Source organism: Qipengyuania sp., from assembly GCF_048550555.1.
Lineage (GTDB): Bacteria > Pseudomonadota > Alphaproteobacteria > Sphingomonadales > Sphingomonadaceae > Qipengyuania.
Genome location: NZ_JBLYYF010000039.1, coordinates 201935 through 221763, shown reverse-complemented (window position 1 = coordinate 221763; position 19829 = coordinate 201935). Strand labels below are relative to the sequence as shown.

12 protein-coding genes are annotated in these 19829 nt (G+C 66.3%); 5 read left to right on the top strand and 7 right to left on the bottom strand.

Annotated features, from left to right (window positions below; genetic code table 11):
- Nucleotides 1-159: 159 nt before the first annotated feature.
- On the bottom strand, nucleotides 160-942 hold the full coding sequence (locus ACN4E0_RS10540; RefSeq protein ID WP_419567641.1) for an NAD kinase: 783 nt from the start codon (nucleotides 940-942) through the stop codon (nucleotides 160-162).
- A gap of 128 nt (nucleotides 943-1070) precedes the next feature.
- On the opposite strand from ACN4E0_RS10540, the gene ACN4E0_RS10535 reads away from it, so the two are divergent.
- Nucleotides 1071-2393 (top strand): EAL domain-containing protein, encoded by a 1323-nt coding sequence (locus tag ACN4E0_RS10535; RefSeq protein ID WP_419567640.1) that lies wholly within the window; start codon nucleotides 1071-1073, stop codon nucleotides 2391-2393.
- Here ACN4E0_RS10535 and mfd read toward each other — a convergent pair.
- Entirely contained in the window at nucleotides 2390-5881 is a 3492-nt protein-coding gene (gene mfd, locus ACN4E0_RS10530) for a transcription-repair coupling factor (RefSeq protein WP_419567639.1), read from the bottom strand. The two genes, ACN4E0_RS10535 and mfd, sit on opposite strands and share 4 nt — an antisense overlap.
- 116 nt (nucleotides 5882-5997) lie before the next feature.
- On the bottom strand, nucleotides 5998-6276 hold the full coding sequence (locus tag ACN4E0_RS10525) for a succinate dehydrogenase assembly factor 2 (protein ID WP_419567638.1): 279 nt from the start codon (nucleotides 6274-6276) through the stop codon (nucleotides 5998-6000).
- Between the two features lie 140 nt (nucleotides 6277-6416).
- Here ACN4E0_RS10525 and recG point away from each other — a divergent pair, with 140 nt between their 5' ends.
- A complete protein-coding gene (gene recG, locus ACN4E0_RS10520; RefSeq protein WP_419567637.1) occupies nucleotides 6417-8480 on the top strand; it encodes an ATP-dependent DNA helicase RecG in 2064 nt (687 codons plus the stop codon).
- Here recG and ACN4E0_RS10515 read toward each other — a convergent pair.
- From ACN4E0_RS10515 to acs, 4 genes are all read right to left on the bottom strand, one after another.
- Entirely contained in the window at nucleotides 8477-9283 is an 807-nt protein-coding gene (locus tag ACN4E0_RS10515) for a fructosamine kinase family protein (protein WP_419567636.1), read from the bottom strand. The genes recG and ACN4E0_RS10515 overlap by 4 nt on opposite strands.
- Nucleotides 9270-9743, bottom strand: coding sequence for a low molecular weight protein-tyrosine-phosphatase (locus ACN4E0_RS10510; RefSeq protein WP_419567634.1), 474 nt, complete (start codon nucleotides 9741-9743; stop codon nucleotides 9270-9272). The genes ACN4E0_RS10515 and ACN4E0_RS10510 overlap by 14 nt, the downstream gene beginning before the upstream one ends.
- A 39-nt stretch (nucleotides 9744-9782) precedes the next feature.
- Nucleotides 9783-10982, bottom strand: a complete 1200-nt coding sequence (locus ACN4E0_RS10505) for a diguanylate cyclase (protein ID WP_419567633.1) — start codon at nucleotides 10980-10982, stop codon at nucleotides 9783-9785.
- Nucleotides 10983-11071: 89 nt separating this feature from the next.
- Nucleotides 11072-13021, bottom strand: a complete 1950-nt coding sequence (gene acs, locus ACN4E0_RS10500; protein WP_419567632.1) for an acetate--CoA ligase — start codon at nucleotides 13019-13021, stop codon at nucleotides 11072-11074.
- Nucleotides 13022-13127: 106 nt separating this feature from the next.
- On the opposite strand from acs, the gene ACN4E0_RS10495 reads away from it, so the two are divergent.
- From ACN4E0_RS10495 to ACN4E0_RS10485, 3 genes are all read left to right on the top strand, one after another.
- Complete coding sequence (locus ACN4E0_RS10495) at nucleotides 13128-15137, top strand: TonB-dependent receptor plug domain-containing protein (protein WP_419567631.1); 2010 nt, start codon at nucleotides 13128-13130, stop codon at nucleotides 15135-15137.
- A 170-nt stretch (nucleotides 15138-15307) separates the two neighbouring features.
- On the top strand, nucleotides 15308-18823 hold the full coding sequence (locus ACN4E0_RS10490) for a PAS domain S-box protein (RefSeq protein ID WP_419567630.1): 3516 nt from the start codon (nucleotides 15308-15310) through the stop codon (nucleotides 18821-18823).
- A gap of 119 nt (nucleotides 18824-18942) precedes the next feature.
- Complete coding sequence (locus ACN4E0_RS10485) at nucleotides 18943-19587, top strand: response regulator transcription factor (RefSeq protein ID WP_419567628.1); 645 nt, start codon at nucleotides 18943-18945, stop codon at nucleotides 19585-19587.
- Nucleotides 19588-19829 lie beyond the last annotated feature (242 nt).

The following is a 19829-nucleotide window of genomic DNA, read 5'->3' as shown; positions in this document are numbered from 1 at the left end:
TGGATTCGAACCAACGACCAAGTGATTAACAGTCACCTACTCTACCGCTGAGCTATCGGGGAGCAGCCCGCTGGGCAGGGGTGCGCCTATATGGGCGCGATTCCGGTTTGGCAAGCGGGCAATTGGCAAAAATTGTGCGGCGCCGCGCGGAGCGGCCGATCAGACCACGAATTGCTCGGCGACGATGCGTTCGTCGAGCGCGTGGCCGGGGTCGAACAACAGCGTCAGTTCGCTGTCGCGGGCGATTTCGAGGTCGACCTGCGCGACGTCGCGCAGCTCGCGCTGGTCCGCCACGACCGACACCGGCCGCTTGTCTTCCTCGAGCACGCGCAGCGAGACGCGGCTGCGATCGGGCAGGATCGCGCCGTGCCAGCGACGCGGGCGGAAGGGACTGATCGGGGTGAGCGCGAGGAGGTTCGAATCGAGCGGCAGGATCGGCCCGTCGGCGGAGAGGTTGTATGCGGTCGAACCCGCGGGGGTCGCCAGCAGCACGCCGTCGCAGACTAGCTCGGGAATTCGCACCTTGGCGTCGACCATGACCTCGAGCTTTGCCGTCTGGCGCGTTTCGCGCAGCAGGCTGACCTCGTTGATCGCGCAGAAGGTGTGTTCCTCGCCGTCCTGCGTCACCGCGCGCATCCGCAGCGGGGCGATGTGATGCGGCTTGGCCTTGCCGATCCGCTTGACGAGCGTTTCGGGATTGCGGTTGCGGTTCATCAGGAAACCGACAGTCCCGAGGTTGAGCCCGTAAGCGGGAATGATCCGGCCGCTGTCGAGCATGGCATGCAGCGTCTGCAGCATGAAGCCATCCCCGCCGAGGACCACGACGGCCTCGGCCTGGTCGAGCGGAACCCAGTCGGCGATATTGGCGAAATCGCGCTCCGCGACTTCCTGCGCACGCGGGGAATCGGAGGCAAGCAGGGCCAGGCGGCTGAATTCGGACATGGTCCCCTTGCATCGCTCCGCCCCGGCCGAGGCGCCGGGCAAGGCGCTACCTATGATCGCACGTCTCATTTGGCAACAGCACGGAAAAACTGGTAACTCTTTGCAGCCAGCGCGATAAGGACCGTCTCATGGCGAGCATGCCCGACGATACTTTCGACGATATGCGCGACGCGCTGACCGGCCTGGGCAACCAGGCGCTGGCGCGCGAGACGATCGCACGATGGCAGCGCGACTGGCCGCGCGATACGATTGCCTGCCCGATCCAGGCGATGCTGATCACCCTCGGACGGATCGATACCGTCAATGTCGCCTTCGGGGAATCGGCCGGCGACGGCGCGCTGGTCGAGGTCGCGCAGCGGATCAAGCATTTCGCCGCCGACGAGCTGGAAAGCAGCAACGCCTGGCTGGCGGCACGCCTGAACGGCGGCAATTTCCTTCTTGTCGCGCGGCAGCAATGCAGCCGCGAGCGCTGGCAGTGGCTCGCAGAGGCGCTGGCCGATGCCATTGCCGTTCCCATTCCCAATCCCGAAGGCGGCGCAAGCCTGCGGCTTTGGCCGCGCATCGCGCTGATGCGGATGACGCCCGCCGACGATCCCGACAGCGTGCTCGACCGGCTATCCGAACTCGCTACCAGAATGCGCGAGAGCAACCGCCGGAGGATCGACTGGTCGACGGGTGAACAGGCGCGCTCGGGCCGCTCCAACCAGCAGCTCGAGGCGGACCTGCTCGAAGCGATCGACCGCAACGAGATCGAGATCCTGTTCCAGCCGCAATATGCGCTCGATGGCGACCGTCTGATCGGGGCGGAAGCGCTGGCGCGGTGGGACCATCCCGTGATCGGCCGGATCGGCGGGGGCACGCTGTTCCAGATCGCCGAACGCGCCGACCAAGTCGCGCATATGTCGCGGCACATCGCCACGCGCGCGCTCATTCAGGCGGTCCAGTGGCCGGGCGATCTGCGGCTGTCGGTCAATATCACTCCGGCCGATCTCGCGGCGGAGAATTTCGCGATCGAATTTGCGCATCTGGCGGAAATGACCGGCTTTCCGCTCGACCGCATCACGCTCGAAATCATCGAGCAGGTGCTGCTTGCCGATCTCGACCGGGTGAGCCGGGTGCTCGACCAGCTCAAACTGTTCGGCATCCGCATCGCGCTCGACGACTTCGGCGCCGGCTTCTGCAACTTCCGCTACCTCAAGGTCCTGCCGATCGACTGCATCAAGCTCGACCGCTCAATGCTGGACGGCGTCCTCGAGGACGAGCGCGACCTCGCGGTGATACGCGCGATCGTCGCGATGGCCGAGGCTCTCGGCCTCAAGGTGCTGGCCGAGGGAGTCGAAACCGAGGCGCAGCGCGACCTGCTGCGTAGCGAAGGCTGCGAATACTATCAGGGCTTCCTGCGCGCGCAGCCGATGGCCGCGGATGACTTCCTCGCGCTCGCCCAGGGTTAGGCCGCCGCCTTCGCGCCCTTGCTCGCCTTGCGGACGATCCCCGACAGCCCCTTGGTCAGCTGGAAGAGCCCGTTGAGGCGGCTCTCGGGCGAATTCCACGCGCGCGAAATCACCAGTTTCATGTCCGGGCGCAGCTTGGCGGTGCCCTGCAGCCGGTCGACATAGCCGAGCAGGCCGGCCGGATCGGGGAAATCGTCCTGGTGGAAGGTCACCAGCGTGCCCTGCGCACCGACGTCGATCTTGGCGATGTTGGCCTCGATCGCCTGGTGTTTGATCTCGATCAGGCGGACGAGGTTGGCGGTGGCGGGCGGCAGCTCGCCGAAGCGGTCGATCATCTCGGCCGCAAGCGCCTCGATCTCGGCCTTGTCGGCGGCATCGTTGAGGCGGCGATAGAGCGCCATGCGCACCGCGAGGTCGGGGACGTAATCCTCGGGGATCATGATCGGCGCATCGACGGTGATCTGCGGGCTGACGGTCTCGCGCTTGGGCTCGAGGCCCAGCTCACCCGCCTTGGCGGCGAGGATCGCATCCTCCAGCATCGACTGGTAGAGTTCGAAGCCGACCTCGCGGATATGGCCCGATTGCTCGTCGCCCAGGAGGTTGCCCGCGCCGCGGATGTCGAGATCGTGGCTGGCGAGCTGGAAGCCCGCGCCGAGGCTGTCGAGATCGCCGAGCACCTTGAGCCGCTTTTCCGCCACCTCTGACAGCTGCGTGTCGGGAGCATAGGTGAGATAGGCATAGGCGCGCAGCTTCGATCGGCCCACGCGGCCGCGCAGCTGGTAGAGCTGGGCGAGGCCGAAGATGTCGGCGCGGTGGATGACGATTGTGTTCGCGCTCGGCAGGTCGAGCCCGCTTTCGACGATGGTGGTGGCGAGCAGCACCTCGTACTTGCCCTCGTAGAAGGCGCTCATCCGCTCCTCGATCTCGCCGGCCGACATCTGCCCGTGCGCGGCGACGAATTTCACCTCGGGCACGTTCTCGTGCAGCCAGTCGGAGATCTGTTCCATGTCGGAAATGCGCGGAACGACGATGAAGCTCTGCCCACCGCGATGGTGCTCGCGCAGCAGTGCCTCGCGCATCACCATGTCGTCCCATTCCATGACGTAGGTGCGCACCGCGAGGCGGTCGACCGGCGGAGTCTGGATCGTCGAGAGCTCGCGCAGGCCGGTCATTGCCATCTGCAGCGTCCGCGGGATCGGCGTGGCGGTGAGCGTGAGCATGTGCACGTCGGCGCGCAGCTGCTTGAGCTTTTCCTTGTGCGTGACGCCGAAGCGCTGTTCCTCGTCGACGATGACGAGCCCCAGGTTCTTGAACTTGGTCTGCTTCGACAGGATCGCGTGAGTGCCGACGACGATGTCGACCTGACCGCTTTCCAGCCCCTCGCGCGTTTCCTTGATCTCGCGCGCCGGGACAAGTCGAGAAAGCCTGCCAATTTTGAGCGGAAAGCCCTTGAAACGATTGGCGAAGTTTTCGAAGTGCTGGCGGGCAAGCAGAGTGGTGGGGGCGACCACAGCGACCTGCTGGCCGTTCATCGCCGCGACGAAGGCGGCGCGCAGGGCAACCTCGGTTTTGCCGAAGCCGACATCGCCGCAGACCAGCCGGTCCATCGGTTTGCCGCTTTCGAGATCGCGCAGCACGTCCTCGATCGCGCGTTCCTGATCGTCGGTCTCTTCATATTGGAAACGGTCGAGGAACTGGTTGTAGGCGCCGTCTTCGACCTCGAGCACCGGCGCCTTGCGGAGAGCGCGCTCTGCCGCAACCTTGAGCAGTTCGCCGGCGATCTCGCGGATGCGCTCCTTGAGTCGCGCGCGGCGCTTCTGCCAGGCTTCGCCGCCGAGCTTGTCGAGCTGGACGGCTTCCTCGCTACTGCCGTAGCGGCTGAGGACGTCGATGTTCTCCACCGGGATAAACAGCTTGTCGCCGCCGCGATATTCGAGCTGGACGCAGTCGTGTTTCGACTTGCCGACCGGGATCGCTTCGAGGCCGAGATATTTGCCGATACCGTGCTCGGTGTGGACAATGAGGTCGCCGACCGAAAGTGCCTGGAGTTCGGCGAGGAAGGCGTCGGCGTCGCGGCGCTTCTTCTTCCGGCGGACGAGACGGTCACCGAGCACGTCCTGCTCGGTCAGCAGCTCCATCTCGTCATTGGCGAAGCTCGCCTCGATCGGCAGCACCATCGCTGTCGGCTTGCCCTTGGCCGAGAGGCCCAGCGCTTCCTGCCAGGTATCGGCCAGCTGCACGGGCGTGCCGGATTCCTCGAGGATCGAGGCGATGCGCGAGCGGCTGCCCGTCGAGTAGGCCGCGAGCAGCGGCCGCTTGCCTGCCTTGGCGAGCGCATTGAGGTGTGCGGCGAGAACCGGATAGACATTGTCGCCGCGCGCGCGCTCGGGGGCGAAATCGCGGCCCGAGCGGAAGCCGAAACCGACGACACTATCGCTTTCGGGCTCGTCGAAGGGCGTGGCGCGATGCGCGGGGAGGGCGGCGAGTGCGGACTTGAATTCGTCGGGCGACAGATAGAGCGCGTCGGGTTTCAGGGGGCGGTAATTGCCCTTCGCCTGCCCGGTGATCGCCTTGCGCTGCTCGTAATAGTCGGTGACGTCCTTCACCCGCTCGTCCGCGGCGGCGAGCGCGGCCTGGTCGACCACCACCAGGTCGTCCTTGCCGAGATGGTCGAACAGGGTAGCCAGCTTCTCCTCGAACAGCGGCAGCCAGTGCTCCATGCCGGCGAGGCGACGTCCCTCGCTCACCGCCTCGTAAAGCGGGTCCTGCGTGGCGTGCGCACCGAACATTTCGCGATACCGGCTGCGGAAGAGCTTGATGCTGCCTTCGTCGAGCAGCGCTTCGCTCGCGGGCAGCAGCAGGTGCGAGTCAAGCCGCCCGGTGCTCATCTGGGTGGTCGGATCGAAGCTGCGCAGGCTTTCCAGCTCGTCGCCGAAGAAGTCGAGCCGCAGCGCTTCCTCCATCCCGCTGGGGAAGATGTCGACGATCGATCCGCGCACCGCATATTCGCCCTTGTCGATCACCGTGTCGGTGCGACTGTAGCCCTGCTTCTGCAGCAGGAGCGAAAGGCTTTCGCGTCCGATTTCGGTGCCCGGCCCGAACTCGCGCACACTCTCGCGGATACGGAAGGGCGTCAGCACGCGCTGAATCACGGCATTGGCGGTGGTGACGACCAACTGCGCCCTGGCCTTGCCTGCCTGCAGGCGATGCAGCGCCGCAAGCCGCCGTGCGCTGATCGACAGCGCCGGGCTGGCCCGGTCGTAGGGCAGCGAATCCCAGGCCGGGAATTCGATCACTTCGAGCTCGGGAGCGAAGAAGGCGGCGGCGTCGACCACTCCGCGCATCGCCGCATCGTCGGGTGCGATGAACACCGCACGCCCGCTGCTGGCCCGCGCGAGGTCGGCCATCACCAGCGGCTGCGCACCCCGCGCGACCTGCGCCAGCGTGAGCGGATGCTTGGCTTTCAGGATACGGGAGAGGTCTGGCATGGTGTTCCTAGCGTTCGAGCGTGCGCGGCGTTCCGCACACACGGCATTGCCCCCTGCCCGAAGGGGAAGGGGGTGCGGGCGATATGGAACGCGAAATAGGCGCTAGCGCCGGTGCGTCAACGCGGAATGTCGACGTAGTCGAGCTGCTGCATCGCCTCGATGAGCCGGCCCCTGAAGCGCGGCGGGGTCGGCTGGGTCTTCAGCGCCCAGGCCATGACGTCGACATCGTCTTCCTCGAGCACCGCTTCGAACCAGGCGAGTTCTTCCTCGCCCCACTCGGCGTGATAGCGGTCGAAGAAGCCGCCGATCATGTAATCGGCCTCGCGCGTGCCGCGGTGCCAGGCGCGGTACTTGGCACGCTGCTTGCGGCCTTCGATGGTGAGCAGATCGGGCATGCGGCGCGGGTAGTGCAGGCACGCGCGCCTTTCAACCGTCATCGCGAGGAGCCGCAGGCTCCGCGGCAATCCACAGCTCGACAATGTGGATTGCTTCGCTGCGCTCGCAATGACTTTTGAGATTGGGCATAGCGCACGCCATGCGCCCCGAGATCCTCAACCCGCTGTTCGCCGAGACCGAGACGCTCGACGGCGTCGGGCCCAAGCTCAGGAAGCCGCTCGACCGGCTCGGGCTGACGCGGGTACGCGATCTCGTCTACCACCTGCCGGAACGCTTCGTGACGCGCCGCGCGGTGGAGAATGTCGACGAGGCGGGCGAGGGCGAGCAGATCGTGGTCAAGCTGACGGTCACCGAACACCGCGGCGGCCGCTCTCCACGCGCGCCCTATCGCGTGCTGGCGCAGGATGGCGTGGGTAATATCATCGCGCTGACATATTTCGGACGCGCGTCCTATACGGCGAAGAAGCAGTTGCCGGTGGGCGAGGTGCGCTGGGTGGCGGGCAACCTCGAACGCTTCGGCGATATGCTCCAGATCGTCCACCCCGACCACGTCGTCGAGGAGGGCGGCGAGACGCTTCAGCGCCTGTGCGAGCCCGTCTATCGCTTGTCCGAAGGATTGACCCAGCCGAGAGTGGCGGGGCTGATCGAGCAGGCGCTGGCGCGTACGCACGAGCTGCCCGAATGGATCGAGCCGTCGCAACTGGACAAGGAAGGCTGGCCCGTGTGGCGCGACGCGCTGGTGCTGGCGCACAAGGGCGAGAACGCCGGCGCGCGCGACCGGTTGGCCTATGACGAACTGCTCGCCAACAGCCTCGCCCTGATGCTGGTCCGCGCCGACAATCGCAAGCGCAAGGGCCAGCCGCTCGCCGGCGATGGCAGCTATCGTGGCCGGCTTTCGCTGCCGTTCCCGCTTACCGGCGCGCAGCAGCGCTCGATCGCCGAGATCGAGGGCGACATGGCGCAGGAAGCGCCGATGCTGCGGCTGCTTCAGGGCGATGTCGGCGCGGGCAAGACGGTTGTTGCGCTCGAAGCGATGCTGATCGCTGTCGAGGCCGGGGCGCAGGCTGCGCTGCTCGCACCCACCGAATTGCTCGCCCGCCAGCACTACGAAACGCTTCGCCGGATGGCCGCGCCCACGGGGGCGGAGGTCGTGCTGTTCACAGGCCGCGACAAGGGCAGGGCGCGCGAGAGCATTCTCATGGGCCTGCTCGACGGCAGTATCGACATCGTCGTCGGCACCCATGCGATCTTCCAGGACAAGGTCGCCTATCGCAATCTCGCCATGGTGGTGATCGACGAGCAGCATCGCTTCGGCGTCGGCCAGCGGCTGATGCTGGCGAGCAAGGGCCGGCGTGCGCCGCACGTCCTCGCCATGACCGCGACGCCGATCCCGCGCACGCTGACCCTGGCGCAATATGGCGAGCTCGACGTCAGCAAGCTCGACGAACTCCCGCCCGGCCGGCAGGCGATCGACACCGTGGTGATGGGGCAGGCCAGGATCGGCGCGCTGGTCGAGCGGCTGGCAGCACAGATCGCCGAGGGGCGACAGGCCTATTGGGTCTGCCCGATGGTCCGCGAGATGGACGGCCCGGAGGAGATCGCCGCTGCCGAGGCGCGCTACGCGGCCTTGAAGGAGCGGTTCGGGGACGACGTCGTGATGGTCCACGGCCAGCTCGCGCCCGAAGTGAAGGACGCCGCGATGGAGCGTTTCGCGCGCGGCGACGCCAAGCTGCTGGTCGCGACCACGGTGATCGAGGTCGGCGTCGACGTGCCCAATGCGACGCTGATGGTGATCGAACAGGCCGAACGCTTCGGCCTCGCGCAATTGCACCAGCTGCGCGGGCGCGTGGGGCGCGGGAGCGAGAAGAGCTTCTGCGTCCTCCTGCATGGCGAGGCGCTGTCCGAAACCGCGCAGAAACGGCTCGCCCTGATGCGCGAATCGCAGGATGGCTTCTTTCTCGCGGAGGAAGACCTGCGCCTGCGCGGCGGAGGCGAACTGCTCGGCACGCGGCAGTCGGGCGACACGCCGTTCAGCGTCGCCAGCCTCGAACAGATCACCGCTCTGCTACCCAAGGCTTATGACGATGCCCGCCTGCTGATGGAGCGCGACGGGGGGCTGGAGGGCAAGCGCGGCGAAGCGGCACGAGTCCTGCTGTATTTGTTCGAGCGCGATTTCGGCGTGAAGACATTGCGCGGCGGCTAGAAGCCGAGCCGGTCCAGATCGCCTTCGGCCGCCGGGCGATACCCCTCGCCGAACAGGCGGATGTGGATGAGCCACAACCACAGGCGATAGACCGGCAGCCGCTCGCGCCACCCCGGAGCAAGGTCGAGACGATCGAAGAGGGCCTTCGGCGGGCGGTCGAAAACGGTCATCGCCGCGGCATCGACCTCGCGGTCGCCGTAATAGGCGCAGGGGTCGATCAGGCAGGCCCTGCTGCCATTCCAAACCACATTGCCGCCCCACAGGTCGCCATGCACGAGCGCGACCGGCGGATGGTCGGGAATGAGGTCGCCGAGCCGGGCTGCCAACGCCTCCACCCGCCGCGCCAGTTGGGGAGCGAGTTCGGGGAGGTGACACAGCAGCCGGTTCTCCCGCCAGAAGTCGACCCAGCTCGACTGGCGCGCGTTCGATACCCTCACGCGATGGGAGCCGTAGTCATCCGGCCAGCCGAAATCCTCGTTTGGGGGCGCGCCGCGGAGCGGGTCGAGCGCCTCGGCGATCGAATCCCAGGCGGGGCCGTCGAGAGGGCGCGATGGACCGAGGTCTTCGAGCACCAGCCAGTCGTCCTTCTGGCCGACGATTGCCGGTACAGGCGCGCCCAGTGCCCCGATCGCCGTGAGCATCCGGGCTTCGCGATCCACCAGGGGTCCGCCTTTTGCGACCAGTGTGCTTCCGTCGGACAGGATTATCCGGCTGGCTCCCGTGATGTCGCCGCCGACGAGTCTTTCCGAGCCGCGGACCGTTTGTCCGCAGATGTCCGCTATGGCTTGCTCAAGCGTCGGCATCGATCAGGATTGCGACGAGTGCCTCCGCCCCGGCCTTCACGTCGAGCCAGGTCGCCTTGAAATTGTCCTCGCCGCCATACCAGGGATCGGACAGTTCCCGGCCCTGCTGTCCCGGCACGATATCCAGCAGCATCGCGGTCTTCGCTTTCCCGTCGCCCGGGTCGACCCGGGCAATATTGGCCATGTTCTGGCGATCCATGCCGAAGATGAAGTCGAACTCGTGGAAATCCCGCGCGGTGAGGTGCCGCCCCCGGTAACCCGAGATGTCGATCCCGTGGCTCTGCGCCTCTTCGATGCTGCGCGGATCGGGCGCTTCACCGACATGATAGTCGGCCGTTCCGGCGCTATCGACCTCGACCTCGATACCGGCGCGATTCGCCGCATCGCGGAACGCCGCTTCGGCAAGGGGGGAACGGCAGATGTTGCCGAGGCAGACGAACAGGACACGTGGAGTGGGCATGGTGTCGACCTTGTCCGCCTGCGGCGCGAAGCGCAAGCCTCAGGCGGCGCGGCGGACCTGGTTGCGTCCGCCGATCTTGGCTTCGTAGAGCGCCGCATCGGCGCGCGCCATCAGGTGGTCGAGGTCGTCGCCGGGCTTGAAGTTCGCAACGCCCACGCTCGCAGTGAACGGGATGATGGCATCGCCGTGGACGACCGGGCGGTCGGCGATGCCGTGCCGGAGCCTTTCGCACACCATGCCGGCCGTATCCAGATCGGCCTGCGGGAAGATGATCGCGAATTCCTCCCCGCCGATCCGCCCGACGAGATCTCGCTTGCGCAAGCTCTCGCCCGCGCGCCGGGCAACCTCGCGGATCACTCCATCGCCCGCCGGATGGCCGAAGCGATCGTTGATCTGCTTGAAATGATCGATGTCGAAGATGGCCAGGCTGAGGGGGCGTGCAGGGTCGGTCGCTGCCCGTTCGAGCGAGCGCTGGAGTGCGTCGATGAAACTCCTCCGGTTGGGCAGCCCGGTCAGCGCATCCGTGGACGCGCTGCGCTGCAGTTCGCGCCGGGCGTAGGCTTCCGAATGCAGCGCCTGGCGTACATAGATCGTGGCCAGCACGGTAAGGGTCAGCAGCAGGACACCGATAGCGGTAAGTACGTACTGGTAGCGCTCGTTCGCCACTGCGAGTTGCCGTGCTCTCAAGGTCCGTTCCGCCAGCAAACGGCGCTCGTTGTGTTCGATCGTGTCGAGCGTGGAAAGGATCCGGTCGAGAGACGTCTTGCCTGCGCCTCGCCTGACGCGAGCGATCGCCTCGGCCTTGCGCCCACTGGTTTGCAGCGCGACGATCCCTTCCAGCGTGGCGTCGAACGATGAGAGCTCGCGCTTGAGCGCGCCGACACGCAGCTGCTGCTCAGGATTGTCGGCAGTCAGCGCGACCAGCCTGCCGAGGCTGGTTTCACCTTGCTCGACCCCTTCGAAATAGGGTTCGAGGAAACGCCTGTCGTCGGTCAGCAGGTAACCGCCTTCGCCGCGCAGCTTGGAGAGCGAGGCGGTGCGCAGGCGATCGGATTCGATCAGGACTTCGAGCGTGTGAATCTGCCATTGCTCGGCAACCCCGCGCTCGCGCGCGGCGCGCGTTGCACTGACGCTTGCGCCGGCGAGCAGGATCGCCAGCAGCGCGACGCAGGCAATAAGAAAATAGCTCCGCCAGTCCGAACGCTGCGAGCGCCGCGCAACCTGTTTGGCGAGCCACATCAGATGAAGATCCCGGGCATGTCACCGCACTGTGCGCCGCGTGGTTAAAGTCGTACTAATGCCATGGGCGGAAAGCCGGGAGCGGCCGCTCAGCGGTTGCGCCGCCCTTCGATCAGCGCATCCACCACACCCGGATCGGCAAGCGTCGACGTATCGCCGAGCGAGCCGAACTCGTTCTCGGCGATCTTGCGCAGGATACGGCGCATGATCTTGCCGCTGCGGGTCTTGGGCAGGGCAGGCGTGAAATGCAGGTGATCGGGGGTCGCGATCGGGCCGATCTCGCTGCGCACATGCGCGCGCAATTCGTCGGTGAGATCCTCGTGCTCCTCTTCGCCGGCATTGAGCGTGACATAGCAGTAGATGCCCTGGCCCTTGATGTCGTGCGGGAAGCCGACGACGGCCGCCTCGCTGACCTTGGGGTGGAGGACCAGCGCGCTCTCGACCTCGGCGGTGCCCATGCGGTGGCCCGAAACGTTGATCACGTCGTCGACCCGGCCGGTGATCCAGTAGTAGCCGTCCTCGTCGCGGCGGCAGCCGTCGCCCGTGAAATACTTGCCCTTGTAGGTACTGAAATAGGTCTGCACGAAGCGTTCGTGGTCGCCGTAGACGGTACGCGCCTGGCCGGGCCAGCTGCGGGTGATGCACAGATTGCCCTCGGTCGCACCGTCGAGCACCGTGCCCTCGTTGTCGACCAGCTGCGGGCAGACGCCGAAGAAAGGCCGACCCGCGCTACCCGGCTTCATGTCGTGTGCGCCAGGCAGGGTGGTGATCATGCAGCCGCCGGTCTCGGTCTGCCACCATGTATCGATGATCGGCAGCTTACCCTTGCCGACGGTCTCGTGATACCAGCGCCAGGCCTCGGGATTGATCGGCTCGCCCACGCTGCCGAGCAGGCGCAGGCTCGAGAGGTCGTGCTTGGTGACATGCCCGTCGCCCTCGCGCATCAGCGCACGGATCGCGGTGGGGGCGGTGTAGAAGATGTTGACCCCATGCTTCTCGCACACCGCCCAGAAGCGGTCGTGGTCGGGATAGTTGGGCACGCCTTCGAACATCAGCGCGGTGGCGCCGTTCTGCAGCGGGCCGTAGACGATGTAGCTGTGCCCAGTGACCCAGCCGATATCGGCGGTGCACCAGAAGACTTCGCCCTCGCGATAGTCGAAGATGTAGCGGAAGGTGGTCTCGGTCCATACCGCATAGCCGCCGGTGGTGTGGAGCACCCCCTTGGGCTTGCCGGTCGATCCCGAGGTGTAGAGGATGAACAGCGGGTCTTCCGCGTTCATCGGTTCGCAGGGGCAGGTGTCGGAAACGTCGGTGGACAGCTCGTGATACCAGTGATCGCGGCCTTCGGTCATCGCAATTTCGCCGCCGGTGTGGCGCAGGACGAGCACGGCCCTGGCGGAGACCTTCTTCAGCGCGGCATCGACATTGGCCTTGAGCGGAATGCGCTTGCCGCCGCGCAGCCCCTCGTCGGCGGTGACGATCCAGTCGCTCGCGCAATCCTCCACCCGACCGGCGATCGCCTCGGGACTGAAGCCACCGAAAATGACCGAATGCACCGCGCCGATCCGCGCGCAGGCGAGCATGGCGAAGGCGCCTTCGGCGACCATCGGCATGTAGATGGTGACGCGGTCGCCCTTCTCGACGCCCATTTTCTTGAGCGTGTTGGCCATGCGGACGACTTCGGCCTGGAGCTCGGCATAGGTGATCCGGCGGACCTCGCCTTGCGGATCGTCGGGCTCGAAGATCAGTGCGAGGCGCTCGCCGTGGCCGGCCGCGACATGGCGGTCGACGGCGTTGTGGCAGATGTTGAGGACACCGTCCTCGAACCACTTGATCGAGACCGGGTCAAAGGACCAGCCGGCGATGGTGGTCGGCGGGGTGAACCAGTCGAGCCGCTCGGCCTGTCCCGCCCAGAAGGCGTCGCTGTCCTCGATGCTGCGGGCGTAGAGCGCCTGATAGTCCTCGAGCGTGCAATTGGTGCCCTCGATCGCCGCCAAGGGGCGCCGTACCCACTCCGAACGATCCGTCGCCTCGGTCATGCCGTCTTTCTCCTCTTCCGGAAGCCATCTCTAGGCATTCGGCGCCGCAGTGCAAACGCCCAGCTTTGCCTCGCCTTCTGTAAATCGACCCGTTAGGCACGCCCGGATGGCTCGTTCGCAAAAGATTCCCCCCCTCGGTGTACTCGTTCTGGCGGTCGCCCAGCCTGCGCTGGCGCAGGGTGAAGAGCCGGTCATCGTGGTGACGGGGGAGGGCCTCGAGGATACGCCGGCGGTCCCCGCTTATGCCAGCCAGACCATCGACCGCGAGCAATTGCTCACGGTCGCCTCGGGACGGATCGAGGACGCGCTTTCCTCGGTTGCGGGATTCCAGCAGTTCCGCCGCTCGGACAGCCGCTCGGCCAATGCCTCGGCGCAAGGGGCGACGTTGCGCACGCTGGGCGGCAATGCCACCAGCCGCGCGCTGGTGCTGCTCGACGGCGTGCCGATGAGCGATCCCTTCTTCGGCTATGTCCCCTTCAGCGCGATCGCGCCCGAACGGTTGGCGCAAGTCCGCGTGACCCGGGGCGGGGGATCGGGACCCTTCGGGGCTGGTGCGCTGGCGGGCACGATCGAGCTGACCAGTGCCGGGATCGGAGATCTATCCGGGCTTGCCGGGCGGGTTCTTGTCAACGATCGCGGCGAGAGCGAGGCATCCGCCAGCGTTGGCACGCAACTCGGCAGCGGTTTCGCCGTGGCCTCGGTTCGCTGGGATCGCGGCGAGGGCTTCTTCACCACGCCCGAGGCCGACCGTGTGCCGCAGAGCGCGCGGGCCGCCTTCGATGGCTGGTCGGCGCAGTTGCGTGGCGTCGCGCCGCTGTCGGAAGACATCGAGTTGCAGGTCAAGGGCCTTGCCTATCGCGACGAACGGGTGCTGCGCTTCGAGGGGGCGGACAGCAGTATCGAGGGGCAGGATGCGAGCCTGCGGCTGGTCGGCCGGGGCGCCTGGGCCTTCGATGCGCTGGCCTATGTCCAGGCGCGCAACTTCACCAATGTGGTGGTCAGCTCGACGCGCTTCGTGCCGGTGCTCGACCAGCGCAACACTCCCGCGACCGGCCTCGGCGGCAAGGTCGAGTTGCGCCCGCCGGTAGGCGGGGACCATGTGCTGCGGCTGGGCGTCGATTACCGGCGCTCGGACGGCGAATTGTTCGAGACCGCGCTCAGCGCCTTTTCGGGCCAGGTCACCGCGCGGCGCCATGCGGGGGGAGCCAATACCGATCTCGGGCTCTTCGTCGAGGACGACTGGAGCCTCGGTGCGCTGACGCTGACCGCCGGCGCACGGCTCGATCGCTGGACCATCCGCGACGGCTTCTACAGCGAGCGCGATGCGGAGGGGGTGTCGGTCATTTTGGAGACCTATCCGGACAGGGCCGGCTGGGAGGCTTCCTTCCGCGGCGGCTTGCTCTATCGCGCCAGCGATGCGCTCGCGCTGCGCGCTGCGGCCTATACCGGCCTCCGCCTGCCGACGCTCAACGAGCTCTACCGCCCCTTCGTCGTCTTTCCCGTGGTGACGCAGGCCAATGCCTCGTTGCGGAACGAGCGGCTCGAGGGTTTCGAGGCGGGGATCGAGCTCACTCCCGCGAGGCAAGTCACGCTCTCGCTCACCGGTTTCGACAACCGGGTGCAGGACGCGATCGCCAATGTCACGATCGGCCCCAACTTGCGCCAGCGGCAGAATATCGACGCGATCCATGCGTGGGGGATCGAGGCGGGGCTGAAGGCGGAATTCGGCAGGCTGGGCCTGAGCGCCTCGGTCGCCTGGACCGATGCCGAAGCGCGGGGGTCGGGCCTCGCTGCGGCGCTCGACGGCAATCGCCCCGCGCAGACGCCGCGCTTCACGGGTGGGGCGACGCTGACATATCGTCCGGCGCAGGACTGGCTGTTCTCGGCCACGCTACGGCACGTCGGGGCGCAGTTCGAGGACGATCTCGAGACCGATGTCCTCCCGTCCGCGACGACGCTCGACGCCTATGCGCAGCTCCCGCTCGGACGGCAGGTCGCACTGGTGCTGCGCGGCGAGAACCTGATCGACGAAGCCATCGTTACGCGCAATCAGGGCGGATCGATCGACCTCGGCGTGCCCCGCACGCTGTGGGCGGGCCTGACGTTCGGTCTCTAGCCGCGGGTCGAACTTCTGCTCGTATCCAGCGCGAGCGCGTCGCCGGCATCTTGCGACAGCGTCGAAGGCGTGCCACCCGTGTAGCGCCGGTGCCGCTGGGCTGCCGATCTGGCTGTCGTGAACCGTGATCGTCCGGCGGCCATGCGGGACGGACAAGGAGGGGTAGAGGGATGACCGGCTTCGTGCGGCGCGATCTCGTGCCGATCCTCATCGTGGCCGCGCTGTTCGCCGCGACCGCCTATGCGGGGATCGTGCTGACCCGCGAGAACAGCCGTATCGCCCTGCTCTGGCTGCCCAATGCGATCGTTGCCGCGTGGCTGCTGCGCAACGACGGAAACCGCGCGCTTGCGACCGTGGCCGTCTGCGCTCTCGGAAATATCGCGGTGAACCGCATCGTCGGCGATCCCTGGCCGACCGCCCTGAGCTTGGCGTTGGCAAATGCGGTCGAGATTTTTGTGGTCGTTTCGCTGATGCGCCGCACCTGCGGACCACGCCCCGACATGGCGGCGATCGCCAGTCTGGGATGGCTGTTCGTGGCGGCAATCGCAGCCTCGGCCCTGTCGGGCACGATCGCGATGCTGGCGCTCTCTTCGGAGGGTGACTTCTCTTCGCTGACGAGCTGGCAACGATGGCTCCTGGCCGACGCGCTCTCCCTGCTGATCGTCCTGCCGATCATCCTCATCGCGATCGACACCATTCGCACCCGGCGCATGCCGAGCCGTCTGAGGATGGTCGAATGGCTTGGCATGGCGGCATTGGTGACTGCGGGGACGACGCTCGTGTTCGTCCAGTCGCGCTTCCCGTTCCTTTTCCTCGTCGCCCCCCTGATCATCTACGCCGCCTTTCGTACGGGCGTGGCGGGTACAGCGGCGGCGGTGCTGATCGTAACGACGGTTGCAACAGTCGCGACGGCGCAGGGTCACGGGCCGATTACGCTGGTCCGGGGTGACACCGAAGCGGTGCTGATCGCCTTTCAGGTGTTTCTGGCTTCGAATTTCATGATCGGGCTTCCGGTCGCCGCAATGCTGGCCGAGCGGGTCAGGGACCGCGAAGCGCTGAAGCAGAGCCGCGACGAGACGAGGGAGATCCTCGACAATGTCCGCGAAATCATCTTCCGCGCAGACGCGCACGGGCGCTGGACCTCGCTCAATCCCGCGTGGGAGGAACTGACCGGCTACACCGTGGAGGAAAGTCTCGGATGGCCGACCACCCGGTTGCTGCATCCCGAGGATTATGCCGAAACCCGCTCGGTCTACCCGAAGATATTCTCGGGCGAGATCAAGGAAGTGGACCTCGTCCAGAGATTCGTGCGCAAATCGGGCGAATTGCGGACGATCGAGGTTGGGATCAGGCGTCTGGCCGACGACGAGGGCCGGTTCGCCGGAACGATCGGGAATATCCGGGACGTCACCAAGCAGAAGGCGCAGGAACAGGCGCTCGCGGCCAGCGAGTCGCGGTTCCGGATGATCGGCGAGACCGCCCCGGTGGGCATCTTCCTCGCCAATGCGGATGGCGAGCTGACCTATATCAATCCGTGGTGGGCGGAGAAGGTCGGGCGCACGGTCGAACAGATGCTCGGGCGCGGCTGGCTGGAATCGGTCGCGGACATCGAAGACTTCACGAGCGATCCGCCCTTCCGGAATTTCGAGCCCGGGATGATCCGCCGACGCCAGGTCCATTTCCGCGCGGTGGACGGATCCGACCTCTGGATGGAAACCTACAACGCCGCCGAATTCGACGGGGCCGGCCGGGTGAAGGGCTTCGCCGGTGCCGGCGTGGACGTTACCGCGCAGCGCCAGATGAGCGAAGAACTCGCCGAGCGCGGCCGGCAACTGACCGAACTCGCCGACAATGTCACCGACGCCATCATCAGGCTCGCGCCCGACGGCTCCTGCCTCTATGCCTCGCCGTCCACCGAACAGGTCTTCGGGCTGCCGGTCGAGCAGGTCGTGGGGAGCCATCTGGGCGACGCGATCGATCCCGAAGACAAGCCTCGCGTATTCGGCATGCTCGAACGGCTGGTGAGCGGACGGCAGGAGCGCGCGCTGGTCGCGTTTCGTACGCCTGCGTCGGCGGAGGGCAGGGAAGGGCGCTGGTTCGAGGCCAGCTGCGCGGCGATATCGCACCCGGACGATCCCGCGAAGGATCACATACTCGCCTCGGTCCGCGACATTTCGCACACCAAGCGTCTGGAAGCCGAATTGCGCGCTGCACAGCGTGAGGCAGAGGCGGCTGCTCAGGCGAAATCCGCCTTCCTGGCCAACATGAGCCATGAAATCCGCACGCCGATGAACGGCGTCATCGGCTTCACCGACCTGCTCGACCAGAGCGAGCTCGACCCGGACCAGCGCCACCACGTGCAGATGATCGCCGAGTCCGGGCGGACCATGATGCAGCTGCTCAACGACATCCTCGACGGTTCGAAAATCGAATCCGGCCAGATGACGGTGTCCTCCGAACCGCTCGACCTGCGCGAGAAGATCACGGCGATGGGTCGTCTCATGCAGCCGCTGGCGCAGCAAAAAAACGTGGTGCTGGAAACCGAGGTCGATCCGGCCTTGCCAGCCGCCGTTCTCGGCGATCGGCTGCGGCTGCGCCAGGTGATGCAGAACCTCATCGGCAATGCGATCAAGTTTACCGAGAACGGCAAGGTCACCGTGGCAATCAAGGTCGTCGAAGATGCGCGCGGGGTGGAGCTTTCGGTAACCGATACCGGCATCGGCATCGCCCCCGAAAACCTCGAGCGGATCTTCGAATCCTTCACCCAGGCCGATGCCACCGTCGCCCGGCGCTATGGGGGCAGTGGATTGGGCCTCGCCATCACGCGACAGTTGGTCGAGTTGATGGGAGGGAGGATCGAGGTCGCCAGCACGCTCGGAGAGGGCTCGACGTTCGCCGTGACGCTGCCGCTGGTGGCGGCGAGCGAGGAGGCCGCAAGCGATTCTCCCGAACCGCCAGAAGCTGCGGCGATCCGATCTTTCGAAGGTCTGCGCGTGCTCGTCGCCGAGGACAACGAGATCAACCAGCATCTCATCCGCACCATGATCGGCAAGATCGGCGGCAGCTCGCTGATCGTGGGCGACGGCGCGGCTGCGATAGCGGCGGTCGAGCGGGCCTGCGAGGTCGGCGAACCATTCGACTTGGTTCTCATGGACCTGCAGATGCCCGGGCTCGACGGGCTCGAGGCCACGCGGCTTCTGCGCGAGCGTGGGTTCGATGCGAAACGCGTTCCGATCGTGGCGCTGACGGCCAACGCCTATGACGACGATGTCGAGGCGTGCCATGCGGCGGGCATGCAGGGCCATGTCGCGAAGCCGCTGACACTCGGCGCGCTGTCCCGCGTACTCAACCGTTTCGCGAAGCACGGCGATGGGGGAACGCCGGCGCCGGATGCCAATGGCGGAGCCGGATTGGCGCAGGATCATCCGCTGCGTCGGCTCTATGCGGAGCGCAAAATGGGGTTGCGTGAACTCGCGGGGTCGATCGATGCCGGCAATGTCGCCGAACGCTCGGCCGAGATGGCCCGCGCGCTGCACCAGCTGGCGGGAACTGCGGCGGTTTTCGGACAGGAGGAACTGGGGGAATACGCGCGCCAGCTCGAGCATCGTCTCGTCAACGCGGGAAGCGACCGCGAGCGGTTGGACCTCATTTCCGCAAGCTATGCGCGCCTTGCCGGCGCCCTGTAAAGCGTGGCAGCAGCGGGGAAAGCTGTGGGCCGAATGCGCGGCAAGCTTGTGCCCCGGTTCAGGACAACTGCATACGGAATCGATTAGAGGGTTCGGATGCAACCGACGAGAGAGGACCGATGGCCCGGCCAGTCCATATCATTGACGACGACGCCTTGTGGCGCGCAATCGTCGCCGAAATGATTCACGCATCACCCGGCTTCGCGGCGGTCGAATGGGAATCGGGTAATGCATTTCACGATAGCCCTGACAAGGCGCCGGGGATTGCGTTGATCGACGTGAAGATGCCGGGCATGTCCGGCGATGAACTCCTGGTCGCACTCGATCATGATCGCTACCTCCCGATCATGATGTCCGGCAGTGCGGACATCGCGCTGGCGGTGGAAGCGGTCAAGCGAGGGGCCTTCGACTTTCTCGAGAAACCCTGCTCGGCACAGAAGTTGTCGGACACCGTCGGCAAGGCCTCGAAAGAGTTCGAAGGGCGCTATCGCAAATCTCTGGAGCGGGAGCGGGACCGCGCGCGTTTCGAAGCGCTTTCGCAGCGCGAGCGCGAAATCCTTGCAGAGATCGCGAGCGACAGCAGCAATCGCGAGACCGGAGAAAAGTTCGGCATCAGCGTGCGGACGGTCGAGGCGCACCGGGCGCGGATCATGCTGAAGCTCGGCATGTCGAGCTTCGCCGAGGTCGTCAGCCTCGCCCATGGGTGTGGATTTGTGGCGGAGAGACGCAGGCGACCCGACGCGGGCGTGAAAAGCGCAGTCTAACCCTTCGGTATCGAGCGCCGCACCAGGCGCACAAACGGTTCAATCGGCGGAGCACTCGCCGACGATGTGGCTGGCACGGTTGCCGGCGCTATCCGGTCGAGATCGAGGGACGCAGAATCCTGATCGATTGCGGGCTGTTCACGAGCTCAAGCAATTGCGGTGGCGTTACTGGAAGCCGTTCGCCGGTCCGCCCGAGACGGGGACGCGAAACGCGCCGAGGCCGGCCCATGCCCCGCGTGCCC

Bases quoted from the DNA above. Each gene is read 5' to 3' on its own strand.
- acs (WP_419567632.1), bottom strand. From the start codon at position 13,021: ATGACCGAGGCGACGGATCGTTCGGAGTGGGTACGGCGCCCCTTGGCG.
- ACN4E0_RS10485 (WP_419567628.1), top strand. From the start codon at position 18,943: ATGGCCCGGCCAGTCCATATCATTGACGACGACGCCTTGTGGCGCGCA.
- ACN4E0_RS10535 (WP_419567640.1), top strand. From the start codon at position 1,071: ATGGCGAGCATGCCCGACGATACTTTCGACGATATGCGCGACGCGCTG.
- ACN4E0_RS10510 (WP_419567634.1), bottom strand. From the start codon at position 9,743: ATGCCCACTCCACGTGTCCTGTTCGTCTGCCTCGGCAACATCTGCCGT.
- ACN4E0_RS10540 (WP_419567641.1), bottom strand. From the start codon at position 942: ATGTCCGAATTCAGCCGCCTGGCCCTGCTTGCCTCCGATTCCCCGCGT.
- ACN4E0_RS10515 (WP_419567636.1), bottom strand. From the start codon at position 9,283: ATGCCGACGCTTGAGCAAGCCATAGCGGACATCTGCGGACAAACGGTC.
- mfd (WP_419567639.1), bottom strand. From the start codon at position 5,881: ATGCCAGACCTCTCCCGTATCCTGAAAGCCAAGCATCCGCTCACGCTG.
- ACN4E0_RS10505 (WP_419567633.1), bottom strand. From the start codon at position 10,982: ATGTGGCTCGCCAAACAGGTTGCGCGGCGCTCGCAGCGTTCGGACTGG.
- ACN4E0_RS10495 (WP_419567631.1), top strand. From the start codon at position 13,128: ATGGCTCGTTCGCAAAAGATTCCCCCCCTCGGTGTACTCGTTCTGGCG.
- recG (WP_419567637.1), top strand. From the start codon at position 6,417: ATGCGCCCCGAGATCCTCAACCCGCTGTTCGCCGAGACCGAGACGCTC.
- ACN4E0_RS10525 (WP_419567638.1), bottom strand. From the start codon at position 6,276: ATGCCCGATCTGCTCACCATCGAAGGCCGCAAGCAGCGTGCCAAGTAC.
- ACN4E0_RS10490 (WP_419567630.1), top strand. From the start codon at position 15,308: ATGACCGGCTTCGTGCGGCGCGATCTCGTGCCGATCCTCATCGTGGCC.